A 21876-nucleotide genomic window follows, 5' to 3' on the forward strand; every position below is an offset into this window, starting at 1 on the left:
ATTCTTCGCCGGGAGAAGGGGCCACGTGGGGACTGTAAACGCGCTGGCCCGAGCGGGGCGCAAGGCTTATGAGTACGGCGTGCCCACGACTGTCCGAGAGTGTTCCATCTGCCGGAAACCGGTCGCCCCGCGTGCCGAGAACCCGGCGTTTCCGTTCTGCTCCAAGCGCTGCCGCATGGTGGACCTGGGGCGCTGGCTGGGGGAGGAGTACCGGGTGCCGGATCGGCAGTCGGACGAGCAGGAGGATGAGCTCCCGGCCGATCAGCACCCCGAGCGCGGCGGCGACGCGTGAGCGGGCTGTGCGACCTGCATTGCCACCTGGTGCCCGGGGTGGATGACGGGGCGCGCACGCTGGAGGACGCGCTGGAGATGGCGCGGGCGCTGGTGGACCTGGGCTTCACCACGGTGGCGCCCAGCCCCCATGCACGGCCCGAGTACCCCTCGCATTCGCGGGAGACGGTGGAGGCGAAGCTGGCGGAGCTGCGCGAGGCCCTGGCTCGCGAGAGAGTGGCGCTGACACTGGGGACGAACGCGGAGAACTTCCTGGACGAGGCCTTCGTGCGAGGGCTGGGCACGCCGGAGGCGAGGCTGCTCGGGGCGGGGCGATACGTGCTGGTGGAGCTGCCCTACACGTCGCCGGTGCCGGTGCTGACGGACATCCTGTTCCGCATCCGACTCAAGGGGGTGACGCCGGTGCTGGCACACCCGGAGCGGTGTCTGGAGTTTGAACGTCCGGGCCGGGCGGCGGAGGCGGTGCGCACCGGGGCCCTGCTGCAGTTGGATGTGGGAGCGCTGACGGGGCGGTACGGAGGGACGGCGAAGAAGCTGGCGAGGGCCTTCCTGGAGGAGGGGCTGTACGCCATCGGGGCGACGGATCTCCACGGGCCGGTGGGGGCGCGGGAGTGGGTGGGGAAGGCGCTGGGGGAGCTGCGCGCGAGGGTGGGCGAGCGAGCGTTCACCCGGCTGATGTCCAGTTCGCCGGCCCGCTTGCTGGCAGGGGAACCACTGGAGTCCGGGCAGAGGTGACGATATAGGGGCCCCCGTGAACCGTGCCGTCAAGTTGATTGCCAGCCTGCTTGTCACCGCCGTCTTCTCGTGGTGGGCCTTCCGGAACGCGGACTGGGCCTCCCAGATGGCGAGCCTGAAGTCGGCCAACTACCTGTGGGTGGTGCCGTACCTGGTCATCCTGACGCTCATCCACGTGGCGAGGACGCTTCGATGGGGGTGCTTGCTGTCGGGGATGGAGCGGGTGCCGTTCCGCAAGCTGAACGAGGCGTCGGGCATCGGCTTCATGATGCTGCTGGTGCTGCCGTTCCGGCTGGGCGAATTCGCGCGGCCCTTCCTCATCGCCCAGCGCAGCTCCATCCGCCGGAGCGCGGCGATGACGTCGGTGGTGCTGGAGCGGATCACCGACGGCATGTCGATCGCGGTGCTGATGCGGGTGCTGCTCTTCTTCGTGCCGGCGGAGGTGCCCGAGGTCCGGTACGTGAAGCTGGGCGCGAACCTGATGTTCGCGGTGTTTGGTGGCGGACTGGCCTTCCTGCTGTTCGCGCAGCGGCACCAGGCGCGCGCGGTGCAGTTGGTGCGCTCCACGGTGGGTCGGGTGGCGCCGGGCGTGGCGGACAAGGTGGCGGACGTGGTGGACACCTTCGTGGGGGCGATGCGTCAGTTGCCGGATCGGCGCCAGATGGTGGGCTTCTTCATCTACACGGCGGTGTACTGGGGGCTGAACGGCGCGGGGATGGCGGTGCTGTCGCGGGCGTTCGGCCTGAACATGACGTTGTTCCAGGCGTACGTGGTGATGTCGGTGCTGGTGGTGGGCGTGATGATTCCCGCGGCGCCCGGCATGCTGGGGACGTTCCAGGCGGCGGTGAAGGTGGGGCTGTCGTTGTTCGTGCCGGCCTCGGTGGTGAATGGGAGCGGGCTGGCGTACGCGAACGTGTTGTGGCTGTGCCAGACGGTGCAGCAGATCGGTTTCGGCGTGCTGCTGATGTCGATGGGGCACCTGTCCTTCAAGGACATCGCCGGCAAGCTGGGCAAGGAGCAGCAGCAGGAGCAGGCCTCGCTGCCCTCCGCCTGAGGCTCACCGAGCTCCGCGCGCCGCCACCTCGCTCAGCGTGAGCTTGCCCTTGTCGGGGAACACGCTGAGCGCCTCCACGTCCAGCAGCGAAGCGGGGAGCGTGCACGTCTCCCACTGTCCGGTGCCTCGGAAGCGGCAGGCCACCGGCAGCACGAAGCTCGTCTGGGAGTCCGGGTCGTTCATCCCCAGCCCTTCCGAGGTGCGGACGGCGGCGCGCAGGGTGCCCGGGCCCTTGGCTCGCACCCTCAGGGCCGTGAGTTGGTGAACGGGCGGCTCGAACACCGCGCTCAGCGCACCGTCCTTCTCCCAGCGCTCCGTGGGGGGCGTTGCCAGGGTGAGCTCCACACCCGTGCTCTCCTGTCCGTCGAAGGCCTTCTCCGCGTCCTGGGGGCCCACGGTGCGGCTCGGCTTCAGCACGGCGTTCTCTCCGGCGGGCTTCTCCTGGACGAGCTGTGCCAGTGCGGGCACGTCGCCCTGCACCACGACCGCGTGCAGGATGTTGGCGGGGAGCTGTCCTGCCCGAGCGCATGCCGGGGCGAGCTGAGCGAGCAGCTCCTTCTGTGGGGCCGCTAGCGGGGCCGTGGCCAGTGCCGCGGGTGCCAGCAGGGAGTGCACCACCTCGGCGCAGGCGGCGGGAGTTCCCGGTCCGGCATGCTCCAGGTGCCAGCGCACGTTGGCGAACTCGGCCGGACGTCCCACGCCCAGCCCCATCACCGCGCGTGTCACATAGCCCGCACACGGATTGGTTCCGGCGGGGCAGCGTTGGCACAGTGCGTCCAGCAACTCGCGCAGGGGCGTGGTTCCGGTGTCGAGCGGAGAGCGGGCATCCAGGGCCGCGCCCAGCTCACAGGCGCGCGCCGGCGGTTCGGGGCACGCGTCGAGCTGCTGCCGGGCCTTCGAGGAGGCGGACGCATCCGAGGGGGCTCGAATGGCGCCCTCCAGGGTCCGGTCCAGGGTGCGGCAGGCCTGGGCGCTCGCGGGGGAGCCGGCATCCATGCTCCTGGGCGTCGTCTCGATGACCACCGGTTCCGTTCTGGCGGAGGTGGGTCGCTCGGCCTGACGCCCGGCCCGGTGGGTGATGAAATACAGACGCACGAAGGCCACCAGGGCCAGCGTCATCAGCAGCAGGGTTCGGAGCGGGAAGCGTCGCACGGTGCAAACTCCTTGATTCCGGCCGGGATGGGTGGTTATCAGCGCCGCTCGGGTACATCCACTCCGGAGGCGTTTGTGGCTGAGACTTTCGACGTGGTGATCATCGGTTCGGGCCCCGGCGGGTATGTCGGTGCGATCCGGGCCGCGCAGCTTGGGCTGAAGACGGCCATCATTGAGAAGGACAAGCGCCTGGGCGGCACCTGCCTCCACCGTGGCTGCATTCCCACCAAGTCCCTCCTCTGGTCCGCCGCGCTCCTGCACCACATCCGCGAGGCCGCGGACTTCGGTATCGAGGTGCCGGCCCCGGTGGTCAACTGGGCCAAGGTCCAGGAGCACAAGCAGAAGGTGGTCACCAAGGGTGCCAACGGCATCGACTACCTGATGAAGAAGAACAAGGTGACCGTCATCAAGGGCCATGGCCGCATTGCCGGCAAGGGCAAGGTCGAGGTCACCCTCGAGGCGGGTGGCAAGCAGACGCTGGAGGCCAAGAACATCATCGTGGCCACCGGCTCGGTGCCCAAGTCGCTGCCCAACGTCCCGGTGGACCACAAGCGCATCCTCAACAGCGACTCCATCCTGGAGTTGGATCGCATTCCCAAGAGCCTGATCGTCATCGGCGCGGGCGCGGTGGGCTGCGAGTTCGCCTCGGTCTTCAACCACATGGGCAGCCAGGTCTCCATCGTGGAGTACATGCCCAACCTGCTCCCCATCGAGGACGTGGACTGCTCGAAGGAGCTGGAGAAGCACTTCAAGAAGCGGAAGATCGATCTGCACCTGGGCGCCAAGGTGGAGAAGGTCGAGAACACCGCCAACGGCGTGAAGCTGACCATGACGGTGGGCAACGAGACCCGCACGATCGAGGCGGAGCTCGTGCTGTCGGCCGTGGGCCGCGCGCCCGTGTCCGAGGACATCGGGCTGCAGCTCACGTCCATCAAGCCCGAGCGCGGCTTCATCAAGACGGACAACATGATGCGGACCACCGAGCCGAACGTGTACGCGATCGGTGATGTGATCCCCACGCCGATGCTCGCCCACGTGGCCAGCGCCGAGTGCGTGCTCGCCGTCGAGCACATCGCGGGCAAGAACCCGGCGCCCATCAACTACGACCTCACGCCGTCGGCCACCTACTGCTACCCCGAGGTGGCGTCGGTGGGCCTCACGGAGAAGAAGGCGAAGGAGCGCGGTTACGACGTGAAGGCCGCCATCTTCCCGTTCTCCGCCGTCACCAAGGCCTCCATCTCCAACGAGGCCTTCGGAATGATCAAGGTGGTGTCGGACAAGAAGTATGACGAGGTGCTCGGTGTCCACCTGGTGGGCCCGCACGCCACGGAGCTGCTCGCCGAGGCCTGTGTTGCCATGCGGCTGGAGATCACCACCGAGGAGCTCGCGCACACGATGCACGCCCACCCGACGCTCTCCGAGATCGTCAAGGAGGGCGCCGAAGCCACCCTGGGTCATCCGATCCACATCTGAGTCGCGGCTGCCGGGGAGGTCCTCTCGAGGGGCCTCCTCATGGCACTCGGGCCGTTCGGGACGCTTCCGTCTCGGGTGGCCTTCGCATTTCCGGGGGAGGGTGCACCGGCACGTGGCCCAGCAGCTCGGCCAGGTCGAACGCATCCAGCAGCGCGTGTCCGTGTAGGTCGTTGTTGAAGTAGACCCAGGCCGTGCGGCCCTTGCGTCTCCATCGGTCCAGGTCGACCGCCACCGGCCGGAGCGCCTCGCGGCCGTAGCGCCCGGCGTAGCGTGCGCCCGCGCCGTGGAATCGCAGGTAGCGGAAGTCTCCCGTGACGCGCGGCGGAGGCACCGGCACGAGATCGTGCTCGCACACGGCCGCGCCCCATTGGTCCAGCACGTCCAGGACTTCCTCGTGGTACCAGGCCACGTTGCGGAACTCGAAGACGTGGTGCACGCCGCGTGGCAGGGCCGCGAGGAACCGGTCCACCCGCTCCGGATCCGGCTTCTTCATGTGCGGCGGCAATTGCCACAGCACCGGACCCAACTTGGGGCCCAGGCGGAGGATGACGTTGAAGTAGTGCTCCAGGCCTTCGCCGATGTCCGTCAGCCGCTTCATGTGCGTGAGGTAGCGGCTGCCCTTGCTCGCGAACCGGAAGCTCGCGGGCGTCTGCTCCCGCCAGCCGTCCACCGTGTCCGCTGTGGGCAGCCGGTAGAAGGGCGCGTTCAGCTCCACCGTGGAGAAGACGCGGGCATAGTAGGGGAGCCAGCGGCTGGCCGGCAGTCCGTCCGGATAGAAGAGCCCCTTCCAGTGTTTGTAGACGTAGCCACTCGTCCCCAGGTGGATGGCCCGCATGGGCCAAGCATGGGCACTCTCGCGGTCCCGGTGGCTCGGCGTCTGGTGGACGAGCGGGGGCTCATGCTTCGCTCATCCTTCATCCAAGCTGCGCTTACGGGGTCCGGAATGGTTTTGTGGCTCGGGGTCCGTGCATCCGCTGCCTGGTCTCGATGGAGACGTTAACAACGGGTGAAGTGTCTGAACCTTCGGGGGGAGCTGACGCCTCGCGTCAGGGCTTCCCTCTTGACCCTGCTTTCGCCCCAACCGTAGAAGGCCGCGACCCATGGCAACTCCTGACCGTTTCCCCTTGCCGCAGGTATCCGAGTCCACCCGGAAGCCCGAGTGGTTGAAGGTGCGTCTCCCCCACGGGGAAGGGTACGAGCGGGTGAAGTCCATCGTGCGCCGCACGAAGCTGGCCACGGTGTGCGAGGAGGCCCGCTGCCCCAACATCGCCGAGTGCTGGGGCGGAGGCACCGCCACGGTCATGCTCATGGGTGAGGTGTGCACCCGGGCGTGCCGCTTCTGCCACGTGAAGGTGGGCGCGCCGCCTCCGTTGGATCCGATGGAGCCCATCCACCTGGCCCAGGCGGTCAAGGAGATGGACCTCGAGTACATCGTGGTGACGTCCGTCAACCGCGATGACCGGCCGGATGGAGGCGCCAGCCACTTCGCCTCGGCCATCCGGGAGCTGCGCCAGCACTCGCCCAAGACGATCGTCGAGGTGCTCATCCCCGACTTCAAGGGCGTGGAGCGCGACCTGACCACCGTGGCCGAGGCCCGTCCGCACGTGGTGGCCCACAACGTGGAGACGGTGGAGCGCCTCACCCCCACCGTGCGTGATCGCCGCGCCACCTACCGCCAGTCCCTCAAGGTGCTCGAGTACCTCAAGCAGCGGCCGGAGAAGCTCTACACCAAGACCTCCGTGATGGTGGGCCTGGGCGAGACGGACGCCGAGCTGGAGCAGACCTTCAAGGATCTGCGCGCCGTGGGCGTGGACGTGGTGACGCTCGGCCAGTACCTGCAGCCCTCACAGTACCACCTGCGGGTGGAGCGCTTCGTCACTCCGCAGCAGTTCGAGGACTACAAGAAGCTCGCCGAGTCCTACGGCTTCCTGTACGTCGCCTCCGGGCCGCTCGTGCGCTCCAGCTACCGCGCCGCCGAGTTCTTCATGAAGGGCCTCATGGAGCGTGAGCGCCTGGAGCTCGCCGGCAACACCTGACGCCTTCTCAACCCTCACCCGAAACGGACCCCCGCGAATGGCGATCTTCGAGTTCAAGCTGCCCGATCTTGGCGAAGGCGTGCAGGAGGGCGAGCTGGTCAAGTGGCACGTCAAGCCCGGCGACAGCGTCAAGGAGGACCAGACGCTCGCCGAGGTGATGACGGACAAGGCCACGGTGACCGTGCCCAGCCCCAAGGCTGGCCGTGTCGTGCAGACGCACGGCAAAGAAGGCGATATGGCCAAGGTCCATCAGCTCCTCGTGACGCTGGAGATCGAGGGCGCGGTGCCGGCCCAGGCCTCGGGTCATGGGGCTCCCGCCGCCCACGGTGCTCCGGCCGCCGCTGCCCAGCCCGCGGCCGTGGCCGCTTCGCAGGCCGCGTCCGCCTCCAAGGTGCTGGCCACGCCGCTCACCCGCCGCATGGCGGCCGAGCACGGGCTGAACCTCGCGGAGATTCCGGGCTCTGGTCCACAGGGCCGCGTGATGAAGGCGGACGTGGTGGCGGCGCTCGAGGGTGGCCGCTCCGCGCGCAACGAGGTGGCTGCCGAGGCTCCTGCGGCTCCCGCCCAGGCCCGTCCGGCCGCGCCGGCAGTGGTCTCGGGCCGGGGTGATGAGCGCATCCCCCTGCGCGGCCTGCGCAAGCGGATCGCCGAGAAGATGGTGCGCTCGAAGTTCACCGCGCCCCACTTCGGCTTCGTCGAGGAGGTGGACTGCACCGAGCTCGTCGCCCTGCGCAAGCGCCTCAACGAGACGCTGGTGGCCGCCGGCGAGAAGACGAAGCTGTCCTTCCTGCCCTTCATCGTGAAGGCCGTCATCGCGGCGATGAAGAAGTACCCGCACGTCAACGCCAACATGGACGAGGCCGCCCAGGAGCTCGTCGTGCGTGGCGAGTTCAACATCGGCATCGCCGTGGCGACGGAGGAGGGTCTCACCGTCCCCGTCATCAAGCACGCGGACCGTCTCAGCCTGCGCGAGCTGGCCGAGGAGATCGTCCGTCTCAGCACCGCGGCGAGGGATCGCAAGCTGAAGATGGACGAGCTCACGGGTGGCACCTTCACCATCACCTCGCTCGGCCAGACGGGTGGCATCTTCGCCACGCCCATCATCAACCACCCCGAGGTGGCCATCATGGGCATCCACCGCATGCGCAAGCGTCCCGTGGTGGACAAGAACGACCAGGTGGTCGTGCGCGAGATGATGAACGTCTCCATCTCCGCGGATCACCGCGTCGTCGATGGCCAGGTCGCCGCTGACTTCGTCTACGAGGTCATCAAGTACCTGGAGCATCCGGACATGCTGTTCCTGGCCATGGCCTGACGGCCGGGCCGCCTGCCGGGGGCGCGTGCCTCGCCGGGAGCGCTCGCGCACCGCGCTCCCGGCCTTCGAGGAGGTTACGCTGCCTCATGGCCGAGAACGTTCGCGACGTCATCCGTGAAGCCCAGGCCGCGGAGCTTGGTGGTGACAAGGCCCGGGCCATCGAGCTGCTCCGGCGTGCCGCTGACCTCTGCCGCCGCTCGGGCAACATGCCCAGGGCCGAGCAGCTTCTGCGCTATGCCCTCCGGTTGGATCCCTCTCGCAAGGAGCTGGAGGAGGAGCTCGGCCGGCTGGAGGCGATGAGCCGTGCCGGTTCGCTTTCGGCTCCCTCCGCTCCGGAGCCCGACGACGAGCCCGAGCCCGGTGTGTGGGCCCTCGAGGACGACACCTCTTCCACGCTTCAAGAGGCCCTGCGCGAGGCCGAGCTGGCGATGGATCGCCGGACCAATCCCGTGGCCGCCGCCGTGGAGGTCATGCGCGCCGCCGTGCTCAGCGTGGACGTGTCCAGCGGGCAGGAGGCTCGGAAGGAAGAGCCCCGTCCCAGCTCCAGCCCGTCGGAGGGAGAGGGGGTTTTCATCGAGCGGGGGCCAACCCGGGCGGACCCCTCCCTCGATGCCTGGTGCTCCTTCTGCTGCCGGCCTCGCTCCGAGGTGGGGTCACTCATCGCCGGCCCGGCCGGGGCGTTCATCTGCTCGGCCTGCATTGGTGAGTCGGGTGCGCTGCTCGGCGGCGTGGCTCCGAGGGCACCCACCGCGCGCCGGATTGTGAGTACCCATCGGCCCGTCTCCCTCGAGCTGGTGGGACAGGAGGCGGCCCGCGAGAGTCTCGAGCAGGGTCTGGAGATGGGCATGCGCCGCGTGTTGGTGCTCGGGCCCGAAGGTTCCGGAAAGAGCACCTGGATGCAGGCGCTCGTGGAGCAGGGGAGGGGAGTGCTCGTTACTTCCGACTCCCTCGACCGCGCTCCAATGGACGCCCTGCTCCTCATCGAGGACGTGGACCGGCTTCCGCCCGCCGAGCAGGCCTCGCTGGGCGCCTTCCTGGCCCGTCACCCCGAGCACACCGTGCTGATGACCTCGCGGGGGGAACCGGCGTCTCCGGGGCCCGTGCTGCTCTCGGACTCCGGTCGCCTGTCCGTGCCCACCACCGCCTCGCTCTCCGAGGCCGTACGCGGCGCGTTGTCCGCCCTCTTGTTGGAGCAGGTGCAGCTCCTGGTTCCGCTCCAGAAGCCAGGCGTCGAGGACCTGATGGAGATCGCCCGGCACCGGCTGGCCTCGCGCGAGGACTCGCGCCTCTCCGACGAGGTGCTCGAGGCCCTCGCCACCGAGGCCGCCCGCTCGCCGCGTTTGGGGCATGAGTTGCAGGCCCTCCTGGCCCGCGTGCCTTCGGGCACCTGGCGTCTGGAGGTGAAGAAGAAGGGGAAGGCGAAGCCGGCCCGCGGGGGTCGGCGGAAGGGAAAGTCGTGAACACGTTGACGGTCTACCGGCTCGGCCGGGTTGAGTACGAGGATGGTCTCCAGCTCATGAAGCTCTTCGGCGAGGCCCGGCGTCAGGGCCTGTGCGGAGACGTCCTGTTGCTGCTCGAGCACCCGCCCGTGCTCACCCTGGGCCGCGCCGCCAATCGCGCCAACATCGTCGCCAGCGACGCGCGCCTCTCCTCCGAGGGCGTGGAGATCTTCGAGACCGATCGCGGTGGCGATGTCACCTACCACGGGCCCGGACAGCTCGTGGGCTACCCCATCTTCCTCCTGCCCGAGCACCGCCACGATGTGCGCCGCTACGTGCGCGACGTCGAGCAGTGCATCATCCGCACCGTCGCCGAGTACGGCATCACCTCTGGCACCATTCCCAAGTGGCCCGGGGTGTGGATCGGCCGGGAGGACTCGCCGGACGCCCGGAAGATTGCCGCCATCGGTGTGCACCTCGCCCGCTGGCTCACCACGCACGGCTTCGCGCTCAACGTCAACACGCACCTGCTGCACTTCAACCTCATCGTCCCCTGCGGCATCCGCGAGGCAGGTGTTACCTCGTTGCAGAAGGAGCTCGGCCGGCTCGTGCCCATGGCCGAGGTCGAGGAGAAGATGGCCCGGCACTTCGCCGACGTCTTCGAGCTCGAGCGCGTCGAGCCCGCGCCGCTCACGCGCACGGTGAGCGTCACGCTGGTGCGCGGCAAGGGGCCCGAGGCCCGCGTGCTGCTACTGCGCCGGCGTCCCACGCGTGGGGGGTTCTGGCAGATCGTCACCGGCCGCATGGAGCCCGGAGAGCTGCCGCGCGCCGCCGCCGCGCGCGAGCTGTTCGAGGAGACCGGGCTGCGCACGGAGGTGGTGGACCTGGAGTATCGCCACGCCTTCGCCGTCGGCGGAGTGGTGCCTCCGCGGCTCGTCGAGGAGAACGGTTTCGCCGCCCGGTGCACGGAGGGCTTCGAGGTCCGTCTCGGAGACGAGCACGATGCCCACGAGTGGGTGGATGTTCCCACCGCACTCGCCCGGCTTCCGTTCCAGGGGCTGCGCGAGGGCGTACGGCGCGCCATCCAGGCGCTCGCGGTGTGAGCGGCGTGGGGTGAGGGGCGGACCCTCACCCCCGCCCCATCAGACCTTCAGGATCTCCGACTCCACGGCGGCGATCGCATCCGGGCGGTGCTTGCGCACCCGCTCGACGAATTGATCCATCGCATCGTCGTCGCGCGTGGTCTCGTGGTGGAAGAGCACCAGCTTCTTCACCTTCGAGGCGTTGGCCGTCTCCACCGCGGACTCCCACGTCGAGTGGCCCCAGCCAATCTTCGCGGCGCCCTTGCGGCCCCGGTACTCATCTTCCGTGTACATCGCGTCGATGATGAGCACGTCCGCGTCCCGTGCGAACTCCACGAGATCCCGGTCCTTCTCGCAGCCGTGCTCCACGTCCGTCGCGTACACCACCGACTTGCCGTTGCACTCCACCCGGTAGCCCAGGTTGCCGCCCGGGTGGTTCAGGTCCAGGGTCCGGATCCTCGCGGGGCCCAGCTCCAGCTGCTGCCCCGCTTCCAGGTCCTTGTACGTGAGCTGGGCCTTGAAGACCTGCTCCGCCGTCACCGGGAAATAGGGCTGCACCATCTGCCCGGCGAGGACCTCCTTCACCGACCTCCCATCCCGAGGCGCCCCGTACACCGTGAAGGCGAACTTCGGGATCATGATGGGCGTGAAGAACGGCAGCCCCTGCAAGTGATCGTAGTGGTAGTGCGAGAGGAAGATGGTGGCGCGCGTGGGTCCTCTCCCCGCGAGCAGCTCCTCTCCCAGTACGCGAACCCCAGTCCCCAGGTCGAAGATGAGCAGCTCGTCCCCGCATCGGACCTCGACGCAGGGCGTATTGCCGCCATAGCGCTGCGTCTTCGGACCCGGTACCGGGATCGAGCCGCGCACTCCCCAGAAACGGACATGGAAAGGGACACTCGCCTCGGCGGTCGTCCCCGCTTGTTCGTTCTCAGCCAACCTTCGCTTCCGTGTCGTCGTCCTCGGCGAAGAGCTCAATCAGGTGCCCCGTCCGCTCGCGCTTCGTCCTCAGGTAGTCGACGTTATGCGGATTGTGCCCCGTACGCGAGGGAATGCGTCGCCGGACTGGAATTCCTTCTTCCACCAAGCCTGCAATTTTCAGCGGATTGTTGGTGATCAGGTCCACCGATCGCACTCCCAGTAGGCGCAGCATCTCGGCGGCGATGTCGTAGCTGCGCAGATCGTCCGGGAAGCCCAGCTTGCGGTTGGCCTCGTACGTGTCGAGCCCCTGGGCCTGCAGGGCGTAGGCCTTGATCTTGTTGCCCAGGCCGATGCCACGGCCCTCCTGGCGCAGGTAGAGCACCACGCCGGTCCCGTTCTGGGTGATGAAGTCCAGCGCCCTGTCCAGTTGCTCCCGGCAGTCGCACTTCAGGCTGCCGAACACCTCACTGGTGAGGCACTCGGAGTGCACCCGGACCGGCACCCCCTCCAACGCCTGCACCTCCCCCACCACGAGGGCCACGTGCTCCCGCCCATTGCGCTTCTCCCGGAAGACGACCGTGCGCAGCACGCCCCGGCCGGTGGGAACATCCGCCTCGGAAAACTTCTCCAGCAGGGAAGCGCTCTTTCGGGTCGGAAGAACCTGTGGTGTACGCGAATCGGACATAGGTGAACCCTTCTCCCGCACAACATCCGGTGGCACAAGATGGATGCGAACCGGGCAAGTTCGTTACTCACGCCCCCCAGGACAGCGGAAGCAATTCCACCCTGTCGCCAGTAGTCAACCTACTGGACGAGCGTGGAAAATGGAGCAGGTGGGTCGCCGAGGCCGCCGAGCGTAGTGCGCCGGACGTCTGGGTGGACAAGGGCCGAGCCCACAGCTCGCCATCCTGCCAGGCGGTGGTCACCCGGACATAGTGGGCGAGTCCCTCGGGCTTCTTCAGCTCGCCGGCCAGCCGGCCGGACACCCTGGGAGGCTCCACGTCCGCGTGTCCCAGCATGCGGCGCAGGGTCGGGCGCACGAAGAGCTCGAAGGTGACGAGCGAGGAGGTGGGGTTGCCCGGGAGCCCGACGTAGACGGTGCGCCCCTTGCGGCCCACGGCGAGCGGCTTGCCCGGTTTGATGGCCACGCGCCAGAAGTCCTGCTCCACGCCCAGCTTCGCCAGGGCCTCGCGGACGAAGTCGTGTTCGCCCACGGACATGCCGGCGCTGGTGAGCACCAGATCGTACCCCTCGGCTGCCTCGAGGTGCTGGTACACGTCCTCCAGTGTGTCCCGGGCGATGCCGAGCACCGAGGGCACTCCTCCGGCGCGCAGGACGGCCAGGCTCAGCGCGGGGGCGTTGGCGTCCACGATGCGGCCCTCAAGGGGGGCGTCCGCGCGGCATAGCTCGTCGCCGGTGGAGAGGATGGCCACCCTCGGGCGGCGCGCCGCCGGCACTGTCAGCATTCCCTGGCCCACCACCAGTCCCAGCTCCGGAATGCCCAGCGGCGTTCCCCGGGGCAGCAGGACCTCGCCCTGCCTCGCGTCCTCGCCCCTCGGCCGCACGAAGTGGCTCGGCTCCACGGCCTCGAGGATGTCCACTGCGTCACCCTCGGGGGCCAGCCGCGTCCGCTCGCGCATCACCACCGCGTCCGCTCCCGCGGGCAGGGGCGCTCCCGTCATGATGCGCGCGCAGGTGCCTGGACGGACCTCATTTCGCGGCGTCTGGCCGGCGTAGATGGTTTCCTGGATGTGGAGGCGGACGGGCAGGGGCGCCGTCAGGTCGGCACTTCGCACCGCGAAGCCGTCCATGGCCGAGTTGTCCCAGGGGGGCAGGGTCCGTTGCGCGCGCACGTCCTCGGCCAGGGTGCGCCCGAGCGCTTCCTCCAGCCGGACCCACTCGGGCGGCAGAGGGGAAACCAGGGCGAGCGTGCGGGCACGCGCCTCCTCTACGGGCAGCAGCGCGTCATCTTCCTTCATGGGTTGGGCTCCCTCGGGGTGATCTCCCGGAACTGATTGGCATTGTCCCGGGGCTGGCGAAACAGGTGTGTAGCCACGGGGTGTTTTTGGGATCAAAGTCCCTAGGAAATTCAAGACTTTGTTTGACACTCCTGCTGATCACCGTTACAAGCTCCAGTGATCGCGAGCCCCGCATCCGGTCTGGGGCAGGTGCGCCAACCCGTTGAGATGACACGGGAATTCAAGGAGACAGCGTCGATGGCCAAGCCCAAGTCCGGGGCCAAGAAGGCAACTTCCGCTGCCAAGAAGGTCAAGTCGACGAAACCGGGTGTCCTCAAGACCGCGTCCAAGAACGTGGCGAAGGCCGCCGCGAAGCTGGTGACGAAGGCGACTGGAGGCGCGAAGGCGGAGAAGAAGGCACCCGCGGAGAAGAAGGCCGCGAAGGCGAAGAAGGCCGTGCCTGCCGTCGCGAAGAAGACCGTCGAGAAGGCAGCCACCAAGGTGAAGAAGGTCGCCGAGGCGGCCACCAAGGTTGCCGCGAAGGCGGCCGCCAAGGTGAAGGAGGTCGCCAAGGGCAAGGAGCCCGCTTCCAAGGGCAAGGAGGCTGCTGCCCGGGCGGAGGCCGTGACGCCGCCCGTCGAAAGGCCGCGGCCCCGCGCCACCAAGCTGCCTCCCCAGGGTGAGCCGCTCAACAAGCGCGACATGGAGCAACTGCTCACCGCCGGCACGGGCCGCGGTGTGGTGGGCGAGGGCAGCCTCAAGGGCCGTCTGACGGTGATCGACGGTCTGCCGAATCTGGTGGTGGTGGGCCGCGACAAGCGCGAGCTGACCTTCATCCTCCAGGGGCCGGACCAGGAGGTGCTGCCGGCGTACGTGGACCACAAGGTGTCCGTCAGCGGTCTCATCAAGAAGACCACCAACTATGGCGGCACGGTGGACGTGCGGAAGTTCTCCGCCAAGAAGCCCGAGGTGGAGGAGCCCACGCCGGAGCCCGTGGAGGTGGAGACGCGGCTGCGCTACCTGTCCCCCGGTGAGGTGTCCCAGGTGGTGTCGGCCGGCATGGGCGCGGGCATGAAGGGCTTCGCGACGCTGCGCGGCAACCTGGAGATGACCGGCGAAGAGTTCGTGCTGGTGGTGTCCAACGGCGGCACCCGGCAGCAGGTGTCCTACATCGTCGAGGGCAAGGGCGCCAAGGGGCTGCGCAAGTTCCTGGGTCAGACGCTCTCCGTCACCGGCGTGGTGGACAAGTCCTCCGGCTGGGGTGGCCGCATCGACGTGGAGAACGTGGAGCCGCGCCCCTCCGAGACCCGGCCCATCTCCCGCGAGGGGTTGGAGAGCGTCCACGTGGAGGGCGAGCAGCCAGCCAGCATCGAGGTGAAGCTCAACCACGCCTTCACCGTGCGCCTCCAGGAGCAGCCGGGCTTCACCTGGGCCATCGAGCCCACGGCGGCCAAGCGCGTGGGCCTGCGGGAAGCCAACTTCGAGCCGGGCTCGGAGGGACCCGCCACCCGCGAGTTCTTCTTCACCCCGCGCAACCCCGGGGCTTCCGACGTCGAGTTCTTCCTCGCCAAGGCCTTCAATCCCGGCCAGGTGGAGCGTTCGTTCAAGCTCAACGTGACCGTCAAGCCCTGAGGGCCTTTCTGGCGCTCCGAAGCCACGTCATCGCCGTCTTCCGCCCGGGGGTCCCCAGTGGGACCTGCCGGGCTTACTTTTTTCAGGGCCCGTCGGGCTCCCCGTTCTGGGAACTCTCGTGACCGACCTTCTTCAAGACGTAAGGCGACACCTGGCGGAGTCCAAGCATCCGCTCGGCGTCAAGGATCTGCTCCGACTCACCCAGCTGCACCCCGGGCAGCAGACCCAGCTCAAGCGCACCCTCCGGGAGATGGTCCGGCGAGGCGAGCTGATCAAGGAGGGCAAGCGCTTCAGCCTGCGGCGCGAGCAGCCAGCCCCTTCTGGGGGCATCGGTGATGGCAGGGCGCAGCCTCCCCACATGCGGCGCGGGCGCGAAGAACAGGGACCCGGTGGCTGGCGAGGCCGCGAGCGGGAAGGTCGTCCGCCGGGGAGTTGGGGCGAGGGGCGTCGCGATGAGGCCCGGCCCGGTGCCGGGGGCCCGAGCGAGGAGCCCCAGAGCCAGCCCGATGCGCGTTTCGCTCCCCGGGGACGCTTCTCTCGCGAAGACCGTCCAGAGCCTCGGGGACGCTTCTCTCGCGAGGGCCGCATGGAGCCCCGTGGTCGCTTCGAGGAGAGGGGCGGAGCTCCGTCGCGCGGCCGCTTCGAGGAGCGCGGGGGTCCTCCCTCGCGCGGCCGTTTCGAGGAGCGCGGGGGTCCTGCCTCACGCGGCCGCTTCGAGGCGCGAGGTCCCGAGCCTCGGGGCCGTTTCGCGCGGCAGGAGCGGCCCTCGGAGGGCCGTTTCGACGCCCGGCGGCAGGCTGGCCGGCCCGATACCCGGGGCCGTTTCGATGCCCGGCAGCGGCAGGCGGGGCGTTTCGAGCCCCGAGGCCGCGGCGGGCAGGGTGGCCGCGGAGGCGAGGATCAGGAGTCCTTCACCGTGGAGGGCATCCTCCACGTGCACCGCGACGGCTACGGCTTCGTCCACCCCAGCTCGGGCGAGGGGGACAACATCTTCCTGCCGCCTCAGGAGGCCGCGCGGGCGCTCGACAATGACCGCGTGCTCGTGGAGGCCTGGGGCCGCCCCGGACGCATGGAAGGCCGCCTCCTCGATGTGGTCGGCCGTACGCGGACGCTCGCCGTCGGCACGTACGTGGAGCGAGGCCGGCGCCATGCGCTGGTGATTCCCTACGACAAGAACCTGCAGGCCCAGGGCCCCATCCGCGTTCCGCCCACCCAGATGGCGCGCGAGGGAGACGTGGTCAAGGTGCGCCTGGGCATCGGCGCGGAATTGCTGGAGCTTGGCGACGGCCTCTATGGCGAGGTCGCCGGTTCCCTCGGCAAGCCCGGGGATCCGAGCACCGAGGTGCTGTCCATCGCCTACTCCCAGGGCTTCTCCGACGAGTTCCCTCCCGAGGTCATGGACGAGGCGGATCGCATCCGCCCGGTCGTCTCCGAGGAAGAGGCGCGCGCCGAGGGCCGGAGGGATCTGCGCTCGCTGCCGCTCGTCACCATCGACGGTGAGGATGCCCGCGACTTCGACGACGCCGTCTACGTCGAGCCCGTTGCCGAGGGCTGGCGGCTCGTGGTGGCCATCGCCGACGTGACGCACTACGTGCGCGAGGGCACCGCGCTCGACGCCGAGGCGCTCCACCGCGCCACTTCCGTCTACCTGCCGGACCGTGTGCTGCCCATGCTCCCCGAGCGGCTCAGCAACGGCATCTGCTCGCTGCGCCCCGACGAGGACCGGTTGTGCATGGTCGCCGACATGGTGCTCGACCCGCGTGGGCGGCTCCTCACCAGCGAGCTGTACCCGGCCGTCATGCGCAGCCAGGCCCGCTGCACCTACAACGAGGTGCAGGACGTGCTGGATGGCAAGGATGTCCCCCACCGCAACGCCTTCAAGTTGCACTTCGAGCGGCTCATGGAGCTGGCCCGCGTGCTGATGGTGATGCGCAAGGAGCGCGGCGCCATCGACTTCAACCTGCCCGAGCACAAGGTGATGATGGGCGAGGACGGCCTGCCGTCCCGCATGGAGCGCCGCGAGCGCAAGGACAGCCACCGCCTCATCGAGGAGTGCATGCTCGCCGCCAACGAGGCGGTGGCGAAGTTCTTCGCCGACCTGGGCCTGCCCAGCGTCTACCGCTACCACGGTGAGCCTGACGAGGAGAAGCTGGCCGTCTTCGCCCAGCTCGCCCAGGCCTATGGCTTCCGCCTTCAGGCAGAGGAGGTCACCCCGAAGTCCCTCAATGCCTTCATGGCCCAGCTCCAGGGCCATCCCGAGGAGCGGGCCCTCAACCAGCTCCTGCTGCGCTCGATGATGCAGGCCGTCTACACGGCCTCCGACATCGGCCACTACGGCCTGGCCGCCGAGTACTACCTCCACTTCACCTCGCCCATCCGCCGCTACCCGGACCTGCTCGTCCACCGGCTCCTCAAGGCGCACTGGGCTCGGAAGGGACAGCAGCGGCCCGCCGCGGAACTGGAGCGCGAGGAGCAGCGGCTGGAGGACATGGCTTCCCAGAGCTCCGACCGCGAGCGCGCCGCCATGCAGGTGGAGCGCGAGGTCGTCTCCTACTACGCGGCCCTGATGATGAAGGACCGCATCGGCGAGGAGTTCACCGCCACCGTCGCCGGCATCGTCGACTTCGGCTTCTTCGTGGAACTCGACGAGGTGCACGTCGAGGGGCTCGTGCGCGCCGACTCGCTCGGGTTCGGGGCTCGCTTCGACAAGGCCCTGCACTCCCTCACGTTGCCGGGCGGCTTCCGCGTCCGTGTCGGACAGAAGGCCCGGGTGCGGCTCGTCAACGTCAACCTCGCCCTGCGGCGCATTGAGTTCGAGGCCCTGGAGATCGACGGCAAGACCGTGCAGGCCATGCAGGCCGTGGAGAGACAGGCGCGGGAGACGCAGAGGCAGCAGACCAAGGAGGAGCGGAAGAAGGCGGCCCGGATCGCTCGCGAGCGGGCGCGCGAGGAGCGGTGGGGCCGTCCCGAGCGGGGCGTGGGAGCCCACGAGCTCTCGATGGCCGAGGCGGAGGCGCTTCGGCGGCGGGCCGAGGAGGCCGCGACTGTGGAGGTAGCTTCGGCCGAGCCGGTGGAGGAAGTGGCTCCGCCTCCCGTGGAAGTGCAGGCCGCGCCTGTCGGAGGGGTGGAGCAGCCGCCCGCCGCAGCGGCTCCGGCAGGCTTCGAGCGTCTCCGCGCCCTGGCTGCTCAGGGGACGAGCGAAGGGGGCGAGGAGGCCGAGGTGGCTCGGGTCGTGCCTCCCAAGCGGCGGAGGAAGGCCGCTGCCGCGGTCGAGGAGAAGCCGGCGCGTGCGGAGCGAGCCGCCGCCGGGGCCCGGAAGAAGGCCGCTCCTCGCGCCGCCGCGAAGAAGGCGGCGGGTGGGAAGAAGAAGGCTCCCGCTCCTGCCGCGAAGAAGGCCGCCGCGAAGAAGGCTCCGGCTGTGAAGAAGGCCGCCGCGAAGAAGGCAACTCGTCCGCCGACCGCGAAGAAGGCGCCTGCGACGAAGAAGGGGGCCTCGGCTGCGACGAAGCGTGCTGCGGCTCCGAAGCCCCGTGCTTCGGCCGCGAAAGCCCGCTCCGCAGGCGGCGCCGGGGCGAAGGGTGGGGCGAAAGCGAAGAAGACCGCTTCCTCTCGCAAGGCGAAGAAGCGGTAGGGCAGGGCGGAGCGGGCCTTTCAGGCTCGCTCCCGTTCTCCGCACGCGGTCTGTTGACCGTCCATCAACAGAGGCTCCGTGTTACCGCTGGGGGTGAAGGGCCGTGTGTACAGTGCGCCGCTCCACGCGGCAGAGTACATCCGCGCGCCGCGTGGCACGACAGGAGGAGCCATGGCCCTGCAGAACGACTACAAGGACGTGCTCGACGTGGCGAAGAACGTCGGCGCCAAGGTCGAGTCCCGCGAGGAGAACGGCAAGCTCGTCATCCAGGGGACGGTGGAGTACGCCTGGGATCGCGATCGCATCTGGGATCAGATCAAGGCGAAGCACGCGAAGTGGCAGAACGAGGTGATGGTCCTGCTCACCGTGTCCCATGCGGATCCCTACGGTGTGTACACCGTCAAGTCGGGTGACACGCTGAGCAAGCTCGCCAAGGACATCTACGGCGATGCGAAGCTCTACCCGAAGATCTTCGAGATCAACAAAGACCAGCTCAAGGACCCAGACCACATCAAGGTCGGCCAGGTGCTGAAGCTCCCGCCCAAGTCGGTCGCAACGGCTTGAGGGCGGTCTCCCGCTTCCGTGGCGCCCCATCGCGGGCGCTCCCGGTGAGCAGCTGTACGGCAACGTCCACGACTACACCCAGCTGCCCGAGACGCGCTGAGGGTTCGCGTCTCGGACGCTGGGTTTGAAGGGAGGGGGTGGCTCCCCGGGATCACGCCCGCAGGGCCACCACCGTCACGCCGTCCCCGCCCTCGTGGTTCTCTCCCGGACGGAACATCCGGATGTACGGCGAGGCCGCCAGGTAGTCCCGGATCGCCTGTCGCAGCGCTCCCGTGCCGTGCCCGTGGATGATCAGCGCCGACTCCTCGCCGCTCCTCATGCCCCGGTCCAGGAACGACTCCACCTCTCCCAGCGCGTCCTCGGCCCTCATGCCTCGCACGTCGCAGCGGTAGTTCGTCGCTTCCACCGCCTCGGGCGCCGCCGCCTTCGCCCTCTGGAACTGCTGCGCCTGCTTGTTGCGCTCCGGGAACTTCGTCTCCTTCGGCTTCCCCGTCCTCGTGCCCGACAGCTCCGACACCGGCACGCGCATCTTCATGATGCCCGCCGCCACCAGCGCCTGATCCCCGTGCAGCTCCAGGATCTCCACGTCCTTGTTCAACCCCGAGTGCCGCACCAACGCCCCCACCCGAAGCTCCGCGGGCGCCGGCGCCTCCACCTGGAACAGCTCCGCCCGAGACGCTTTCGCCCGCTGGTTCGCCTCCTCCATCCGCTGCAGCAGTTGCGCACGCGCCTCCGACGCCGCCTTCTCGTTCGCCTGCGCCCTCAGCATCTTCAGCAACTCCTGCACCTCCGACGCCGCCTGCTCGCTCGCCGCCGCCACCTCCTCGTTGAAGCGCATCAGCCTCGCCTTGCGCTCGCGCTCGAACTGCTGCTTCTGCTCCTCCAGCGTCTTGCGCAGCTGCTCGGCCTCCTCCGCCGCCGCCTTCGCCCGGTCCAGCTCGTCCTGCAGCTTGCGCCGATCCTCCTCCGCCGCCGCCAGCGCCTTCGCCAGCGCGCCACCCGCGTTCATCGCCAGGTCTCTCGCCCGGGTGCAGATGTGCTCGGGCAGCCCCATCCGCGACGCCACCTCGATGGCCGACGACGCTCCCGCCGCGCCCAGCTGCAGCTTGTACGTGGGCGCCATCTTCTTCGCGTCGAAGCCCACCCGCGCGTTGAGGAAGCGCGGATCCAGGTGCGCCAGCGCCTTCAGCTCCTCCAGGTGCGTGGTCACCAACACCACCGTCCCCTTGGTGAGCAGCTCCTCCAGCACCGCGATGGCGATGGCCGCGCCCTCGCGTGGATCCGTGTCCGCGGCGATCTCGTCGATGAGCACCAGCGAGTTCTTCCCCGCCGTCAGCGCGATATCCCGCAGCATCACCACGTGCGCGCTGAACGTGGACAGGCCCTGCGACAGGTCCTGCGCGTCACCCACCGTGGAGTGCACCGAGCGGTACAGCGGCATCCGCGAGCCCTCGCCCGCGGGAATCGGCAGGCCCGCCCGCAGCATCAGCGCGCACAGGCCCACCGCCGTCAGCGTCACCGTCTTGCCGCCCGCGTTCGGACCGGACACCACCAGCGCCCGCGCCTGGCCCTTCATCTCCATGTCGTTGGGCACCACCTCGGTGTCCCTCAGCACCAGCCGCGGGTGGCGCAGCCTCACCAGCGACAGATCCTCCACCCCGGTGAACTCGGGTGCGTAGGCGCGCAGGTCGCCGGCCAGCACCGCCGCCGCCTCCACCTCGTCCAGCTCCGCCACCGCCGCGATGCCCTCGAGCACCTTCGCCGACTCGCGCCCGAGCTGGTTCGTCAGCTCCTGGAGGATCCGCCGCTCCTCCTCCGCCACCACCGACTGGGCGATGGCCAGGTCGTTGCCCATCCCCACCAGTCCCTCGGGCTCCACGAACAGCGTCTGCCCCGTCTGGCTCGCGTTGTGGACGATGCCCGGCACCTCGCCCCGGTAGTTGGACACCACCGGCACCACGTACCGGCCATTGCGGATGGTGTAGTAGTTCTCCCGGAGCTTCGGCAGGAAGTTCTCGTCGTGGAGCATCTCCTCCAGCCGGCCCTTGATGCGCCGATGCAGCCCGCGCACCTTGTCGCGCGCCTCGCGCAGCTCCGGACTCGCCCGGTCGGAGATCTCCCCGTCCGCCTCGAAGCTCCGGTCGATGCGCACCGCCAGCTGCTCCAGCAGCGGCAGCCGCCGGGAGATGGCCGCCAGCCGGGGCACCACGTGCTGCCGCTCCTCCAGCGCCTCGCGGGTGCGCACGAAGGCGAACAGCAACTGGGCTGACGCGATGAGCTGCCGGGGCTCCAACATGCCCCCTTGGACGCCAGCTCCAGCGCGCCGCGCAGGTCCGTCACCCCGCCGAGCGGCAGGGAGAACTGCTCTTGGGCCAGCCGCCGCGCCTCGGCGACGAGCTCCAGGGCCTCCCCTACCTCGTCCTCCGTGTCGAGGAACGGCCGGGCGAGCGCGCGCTCCCTCCCGGGCTCGGTCCGACAACGGTGGGCCAGTGCGCGGAGCACATCCGCGAATCCAAGGTCTTCGAGCGTTCTCTGAGCAATCTGCACGGACATGGGTTTCATGCGCGGCCGGTCGGCCGTCAAGAGGAAGTACGAT

At 69.0% G+C, this 21876-nt stretch carries 17 protein-coding genes; 11 read left to right on the forward strand and 6 right to left on the reverse strand.

Features of this window, described 5'->3' with window-relative positions; translation table 11 throughout:
* The first annotated feature begins 79 nt into the window (after positions 1-79).
* From DAT35_RS00595 to DAT35_RS00605, 3 genes are read left to right on the forward strand one after another with little or no spacing between them, the layout of a single operon-like run.
* Positions 80-292, forward strand: a complete 213-nt coding sequence (locus DAT35_RS00595; protein WP_108064904.1) for a DNA gyrase inhibitor YacG — start codon at positions 80-82, stop codon at positions 290-292.
* Positions 289-1026, forward strand: a complete 738-nt coding sequence (locus tag DAT35_RS00600) for a tyrosine-protein phosphatase (RefSeq protein ID WP_108064905.1) — start codon at positions 289-291, stop codon at positions 1024-1026. Before DAT35_RS00595 ends, DAT35_RS00600 begins: the two co-directional genes overlap by 4 nt.
* 16 nt (positions 1027-1042) lie before the next feature.
* Positions 1043-2080 (forward strand): lysylphosphatidylglycerol synthase transmembrane domain-containing protein, encoded by a 1038-nt coding sequence (locus DAT35_RS00605; RefSeq protein WP_108064906.1) that lies wholly within the window; start codon positions 1043-1045, stop codon positions 2078-2080.
* A gap of 3 nt (positions 2081-2083) precedes the next feature.
* Here the strand turns inward: DAT35_RS00605 and DAT35_RS00610 are convergent, their stop codons facing one another.
* A complete protein-coding gene (locus tag DAT35_RS00610; RefSeq protein ID WP_108064907.1) occupies positions 2084-3232 on the reverse strand; it encodes a hypothetical protein in 1149 nt (382 codons plus the stop codon).
* A 75-nt stretch (positions 3233-3307) separates the two neighbouring features.
* Here DAT35_RS00610 and lpdA point away from each other — a divergent pair, with 75 nt between their 5' ends.
* Positions 3308-4705, forward strand: a complete 1398-nt coding sequence (gene lpdA, locus DAT35_RS00615) for a dihydrolipoyl dehydrogenase (RefSeq protein ID WP_108064908.1) — start codon at positions 3308-3310, stop codon at positions 4703-4705.
* A gap of 37 nt (positions 4706-4742) precedes the next feature.
* On the opposite strand, the gene DAT35_RS00620 is transcribed toward lpdA, so the two are convergent.
* On the reverse strand, positions 4743-5540 hold the full coding sequence (locus DAT35_RS00620) for a DUF72 domain-containing protein (RefSeq protein WP_108064909.1): 798 nt from the start codon (positions 5538-5540) through the stop codon (positions 4743-4745).
* A gap of 265 nt (positions 5541-5805) precedes the next feature.
* On the opposite strand from DAT35_RS00620, the gene lipA reads away from it, so the two are divergent.
* The 4 genes from lipA (at position 5806) to lipB (ending at position 10598) form a co-directional block, all read left to right on the forward strand.
* Complete coding sequence (lipA, locus tag DAT35_RS00625) at positions 5806-6741, forward strand: lipoyl synthase (RefSeq protein WP_108064910.1); 936 nt, start codon at positions 5806-5808, stop codon at positions 6739-6741.
* Between the two features lie 37 nt (positions 6742-6778).
* Positions 6779-8056, forward strand: a complete 1278-nt coding sequence (locus DAT35_RS00630) for a dihydrolipoamide acetyltransferase family protein (protein WP_108064911.1) — start codon at positions 6779-6781, stop codon at positions 8054-8056.
* 86 nt (positions 8057-8142) lie between these two features.
* Positions 8143-9516, forward strand: coding sequence for a ClpX C4-type zinc finger protein (locus tag DAT35_RS00635; protein ID WP_108064912.1), 1374 nt, complete (start codon positions 8143-8145; stop codon positions 9514-9516).
* Positions 9513-10598, forward strand: a complete 1086-nt coding sequence (gene lipB, locus DAT35_RS00640) for a lipoyl(octanoyl) transferase LipB (protein ID WP_108064913.1) — start codon at positions 9513-9515, stop codon at positions 10596-10598. Before DAT35_RS00635 ends, lipB begins: the two co-directional genes overlap by 4 nt.
* A gap of 39 nt (positions 10599-10637) precedes the next feature.
* Here lipB and DAT35_RS00645 read toward each other — a convergent pair whose 3' ends face one another.
* The 3 genes from DAT35_RS00645 to glp all read right to left on the reverse strand — a co-directional run bounded on the left by DAT35_RS00645 (position 10638) and on the right by glp (position 13474).
* Positions 10638-11513, reverse strand: a complete 876-nt coding sequence (locus DAT35_RS00645; RefSeq protein WP_108064914.1) for an MBL fold metallo-hydrolase — start codon at positions 11511-11513, stop codon at positions 10638-10640.
* Positions 11506-12180 (reverse strand): GTP cyclohydrolase II, encoded by a 675-nt coding sequence (gene ribA, locus DAT35_RS00650; RefSeq protein ID WP_108064915.1) that lies wholly within the window; start codon positions 12178-12180, stop codon positions 11506-11508. The genes DAT35_RS00645 and ribA overlap by 8 nt, the downstream gene beginning before the upstream one ends.
* Before the next feature lie 67 nt (positions 12181-12247).
* Entirely contained in the window at positions 12248-13474 is a 1227-nt protein-coding gene (gene glp, locus DAT35_RS00655) for a gephyrin-like molybdotransferase Glp (RefSeq protein WP_108064916.1), read from the reverse strand.
* 237 nt (positions 13475-13711) lie between these two features.
* Here glp and DAT35_RS00660 point away from each other — a divergent pair, with 237 nt between their 5' ends.
* The 3 genes from DAT35_RS00660 to DAT35_RS00675 all read left to right on the forward strand — a co-directional run bounded on the left by DAT35_RS00660 (position 13712) and on the right by DAT35_RS00675 (position 19280).
* A complete protein-coding gene (locus tag DAT35_RS00660; RefSeq protein ID WP_108064917.1) occupies positions 13712-15085 on the forward strand; it encodes a protease inhibitor I42 family protein in 1374 nt (457 codons plus the stop codon).
* A 118-nt stretch (positions 15086-15203) separates the two neighbouring features.
* A complete protein-coding gene (gene rnr, locus DAT35_RS00670; protein ID WP_233261233.1) occupies positions 15204-18716 on the forward strand; it encodes a ribonuclease R in 3513 nt (1170 codons plus the stop codon).
* 171 nt (positions 18717-18887) lie between these two features.
* Positions 18888-19280, forward strand: a complete 393-nt coding sequence (locus DAT35_RS00675) for a LysM peptidoglycan-binding domain-containing protein (protein WP_108064920.1) — start codon at positions 18888-18890, stop codon at positions 19278-19280.
* 151 nt (positions 19281-19431) lie between these two features.
* Here DAT35_RS00675 and DAT35_RS00680 read toward each other — a convergent pair whose 3' ends face one another.
* A complete protein-coding gene (locus DAT35_RS00680; protein ID WP_233261234.1) occupies positions 19432-21576 on the reverse strand; it encodes an endonuclease MutS2 in 2145 nt (714 codons plus the stop codon).
* Between the last annotated feature and the right edge of the window lie 300 nt (positions 21577-21876).

The sequence above is a fragment of the Vitiosangium sp. GDMCC 1.1324 genome (assembly GCF_003044305.1).
In the GTDB taxonomy this organism is placed as follows: domain Bacteria; phylum Myxococcota; class Myxococcia; order Myxococcales; family Myxococcaceae; genus Archangium.

What these genes read in the sequence shown, in the direction of transcription:
- DAT35_RS00630 (WP_108064911.1), top strand. Translation starts at nt 6,779, where the DNA reads ATGGCGATCTTCGAGTTCAAGCTGCCCGATCTTGGCGAAGGCGTGCAG.
- DAT35_RS00635 (WP_108064912.1), top strand. Translation starts at nt 8,143, where the DNA reads ATGGCCGAGAACGTTCGCGACGTCATCCGTGAAGCCCAGGCCGCGGAG.
- glp (WP_108064916.1), bottom strand. Translation starts at nt 13,474, where the DNA reads ATGAAGGAAGATGACGCGCTGCTGCCCGTAGAGGAGGCGCGTGCCCGC.
- DAT35_RS00660 (WP_108064917.1), top strand. Translation starts at nt 13,712, where the DNA reads ATGGCCAAGCCCAAGTCCGGGGCCAAGAAGGCAACTTCCGCTGCCAAG.
- DAT35_RS00680 (WP_233261234.1), bottom strand. Translation starts at nt 21,576, where the DNA reads ATGTTGGAGCCCCGGCAGCTCATCGCGTCAGCCCAGTTGCTGTTCGCC.
- ribA (WP_108064915.1), bottom strand. Translation starts at nt 12,180, where the DNA reads ATGTCCGATTCGCGTACACCACAGGTTCTTCCGACCCGAAAGAGCGCT.
- DAT35_RS00620 (WP_108064909.1), bottom strand. Translation starts at nt 5,540, where the DNA reads ATGCGGGCCATCCACCTGGGGACGAGTGGCTACGTCTACAAACACTGG.
- DAT35_RS00675 (WP_108064920.1), top strand. Translation starts at nt 18,888, where the DNA reads ATGGCCCTGCAGAACGACTACAAGGACGTGCTCGACGTGGCGAAGAAC.
- lipA (WP_108064910.1), top strand. Translation starts at nt 5,806, where the DNA reads ATGGCAACTCCTGACCGTTTCCCCTTGCCGCAGGTATCCGAGTCCACC.